The sequence below is a fragment of the Kitasatospora sp. NPDC029367 genome (genome assembly GCF_055569135.1).
In genome coordinates this window covers 41,653-44,563 of sequence record NZ_JBVHYH010000006.1, presented here as the reverse complement: position 1 = coordinate 44,563, position 2,911 = coordinate 41,653, and the positions used below count along the sequence as shown (strand labels likewise).

Sequence of the window (2,911 nt, the reverse complement as noted above, 5' to 3'; positions counted from 1 at the left end):
TACCACCCCCCCCCCCCTCCCCCCCCCCCCCCCCCCCCACCTCCCCCCCCCCCCCCCCCCCCCCCCCCCCCCCCCCTCCCCCCCCCCCAGCGGGTTGACGGTCGAGGAACGACCTCAGACGTTGAAGCCAAGCGCCCGCCGCTGGTCGCGGCCGTCGCCGGTGATCTTGTCCGGGCCCCACGGCGGAATCCGGCGTTCTCCGGCCCGGTCCCGCTAGGGCCCGGGCCCTAGCGGGACCGGGCGACCAGGCGCCACAGCCGGGCCGGGGCGGGGAGGCCGAGTTCGGTGCGCAGACGGCGTTCGTAGCGCTCGACGTCCTGGAGGGCGTCGCACGGGTTGCCCTCGGCGAGGTGGGCGCGGATGAGGCACGCCTGGCTGCTCTCGCGCAGCGGGTCCGCCCGGACGGCGGCGCCGGCCGCGGCCACCGCCTCCGGGAAGCGGCCGGTCCCGACGAACGCGCAGGCCAGGGCCTCCAGGGCGTGCACCCGCAGGCGCCGCCAGGCATCCGCCTCCAGCAGCGTCCAGTCCTCGTACCAGCCCGGCAGCAGGTCCGCCGAGAGGGCCTCGACGGCCGCCAGCCCGAGGCCGTCCCGGCCCGGCTCCGCACCGGGGGCCAAGATCCGGCGGGCCAGCGAACGGGCGTCACGCAGGTCCACGCCGACGCCGTCGGCTAGCCTCAGCTCGGCCGGGCCGATCTCCAGGGCCGCCCGGCCGGCCGCCGGCAGGCGGGACAGCGCCGAGCGCAGGCTCGCGAGCGCACAACGTTCCCTGGCGTCCGGCCACAGCGTCCCGGCGACCAGGCCGCGCGGCACGTTCCCGTTGCAGCACAGGGCGACGAACGCGATTAATCGCTCCGCCCCCGCGGAGACTGCCACCGGCGCGCCACCGGCCGACAGGGCGAAGCCGCCGAGCAGGCCGAGCCGTACGCCCTCACCGCGAACCGGTGAGCGCCGATCGCCGCAGGCCATCCGACCACCGTTTCTTCGTGCACAGATCAGCCCCTTCTCCATGCTGCACTGCCCACTGAGCGCTGTCGACCTCAGTCGAAGTTGACGCAGTACCCGACCGGGATCGCCGCCGTGACCCGGCCGGAGGTCAGGTCGACCGCCCGCGCGGTGGCGTTCTTCGACGCACAGCTGAACGGGTGCCCCGTGTTCAGGCCGAAGCTGCCGCCCGCGAACCCGGAGTTCCGGACCGCCGTCACGGTCTGCGACCACTGCACGGTGCCGGTCGAATTCAGGACGATCTGCACCCGCACCCGGCCGTTGACGTTGAAGTGGTCACCGCTGAACTCCAGTTTGCCGTTCGTGTCGTCGGCCCAGATCCGCACCGCCAGCCGCCGGTCGTCGGCCTGGCTGTTGTCGAAGCGCGTCTGCGAACGGGTCTCCGGGGTCACGCAGACGGTGTCGCCGACCCAGGCCTCGCGCCAGACGAAGCCCTGGACGCAGAAGCCGTCCGCCAGGGTCCGGACGGGCACCTGGCTGTTGTCGAACGCCGCCTGGGAGCGGATGTCCGGCGTCACGCAGACGTGGTCCCCCGGCCTGGCGTCACGCCAGACGAAGCCCTGGCGGCAGGTGTCCGGGCCGAAGTCCTGGGCGTGCGCCGAGGACACCCCCAGCGCGGCGCCACCAAGGGCCAGGACCGCGGCCATCGCCGTGTTCATCCCGGTGTGCAGGATCCGTCGAGTACCCATGTCCGCACCTCCTCGAAGAGCCTGCGCCCAGCCTGCGCCGCGCACCGTCACGGCGGTGTGACGGCCGGGAACGCCGGAACGCCGCTGCCCGCGGTGGCTCCGCCCGCCGCCGGGTGAACACCCGCGCGCCATCTGCCGTACTACCAGGCGCCATCGCCCCAGGCTCAGCGGATCGAGCGGATCATCGCAGTCAGCCGGGGCGAGTCCGGAGAGGGCTGTTGCGCGTTGAACGCCTGATAGCCCCAGGACTCGTAGAGCCGCTGGACCTTGCCGTCTCCGGCGAGCGGGTTGACCAGGAGGGTGGCACGGCTCTCAACACGGCGGCGCAGCAGGTCATCGTGGATTCGGCGGGCGGCACCCGTGCCCCGCCATGGGATCCGGACGCCGATTTCCTTGACGGCCAGAGCAGGGGTCTGCGTGTAGCCGTCCGGAAGGGGCTCGGTCATGCGCTTCCAGTACCGGTCGCCCGCCTCGATCGTGTTGCCGTAGGCGTAGCCGACCGGTACCTCGCCGTCGTAGCCGAGGACGAGCCCGAAGCCGGGCTCGGTGGCATGCCGATCGAGGCGTTCGGCGAACACGTCGACGCGGTAGTTCGGCAGGTGCAGCAAGGGGGCCCGCACGTCGGCGTACACGTCCAGCAGATCCTGCCGGGCCTCAGGGGCAAGGCGGTGTGGTGGCGGAGTTCGACGGTCACGCGGTGGTCCTCCAGGTGTTGTGGGCGTATGCCGTCCAGGTCCGATCCGGGCCGCTGCCGTCGGCCGACTTGTGCAGCGAGGTGCCGAAGGCGACCAGCATCCGGGCGACGCGGGGGTGCGCGGAGTCCTCGGCCGGGACGGTCATGGCGGTGGCGACTGCGGGCTCCAGATCGCCCTGTCCGAGCTGGGCCCGGGCGAGCCGGACGGTGGTACACGCTCCCACACCAGGGTGAAGGGACACCGGTGGGAGGGCTCTCTCGCCTCCGGCAGGTGTTTCGCCCTGCTGCATCAGCGCCGCGGCGGGCACCCGCCGACAGGGCGGGTGGGGGTGGACGGTGGGGAACGGCGGCGAACCTGCCCAACGAAGCAGATCACGCGCGCGCGTTCACCCAACGCCGGCAAAGGAACCGCGGGAACGGGGGGGGGGGGGGGGGGGCGGGGGGGGGGGGGGGGGGGGGGGGCTGCCCGCCGAGGACACCGAGCCGGCCAGCCCGGGTTTACACGCTCCGCACACACCATGCGA

General features: G+C 73.7%; 4 protein-coding genes. All 4 read right to left on the bottom strand.

The window, feature by feature from the left end:
* Positions 1–227: 227 nt before the first annotated feature.
* The 4 genes from ACZ4W5_RS05760 to ACZ4W5_RS05745 all read right to left on the bottom strand — a co-directional run bounded on the left by ACZ4W5_RS05760 (position 228) and on the right by ACZ4W5_RS05745 (position 2,611).
* Positions 228–968 carry an AfsR/SARP family transcriptional regulator gene (locus ACZ4W5_RS05760; protein ID WP_465653111.1) on the bottom strand — a complete coding sequence of 247 codons (741 nt, stop codon included), beginning with the start codon at positions 966–968 and terminating at the stop codon, positions 228–230.
* Between the two features lie 71 nt (positions 969–1,039).
* Positions 1,040–1,693, bottom strand: a complete 654-nt coding sequence (locus ACZ4W5_RS05755; protein WP_465653109.1) for a hypothetical protein — start codon at positions 1,691–1,693, stop codon at positions 1,040–1,042.
* Between the two features lie 164 nt (positions 1,694–1,857).
* A complete protein-coding gene (locus ACZ4W5_RS05750; RefSeq protein WP_465653107.1) occupies positions 1,858–2,325 on the bottom strand; it encodes a GNAT family N-acetyltransferase in 468 nt (155 codons plus the stop codon).
* Between the two features lie 58 nt (positions 2,326–2,383).
* Complete coding sequence (locus ACZ4W5_RS05745; RefSeq protein WP_465653105.1) at positions 2,384–2,611, bottom strand: hypothetical protein; 228 nt, start codon at positions 2,609–2,611, stop codon at positions 2,384–2,386.
* Positions 2,612–2,911: the final 300 nt, after the last annotated feature.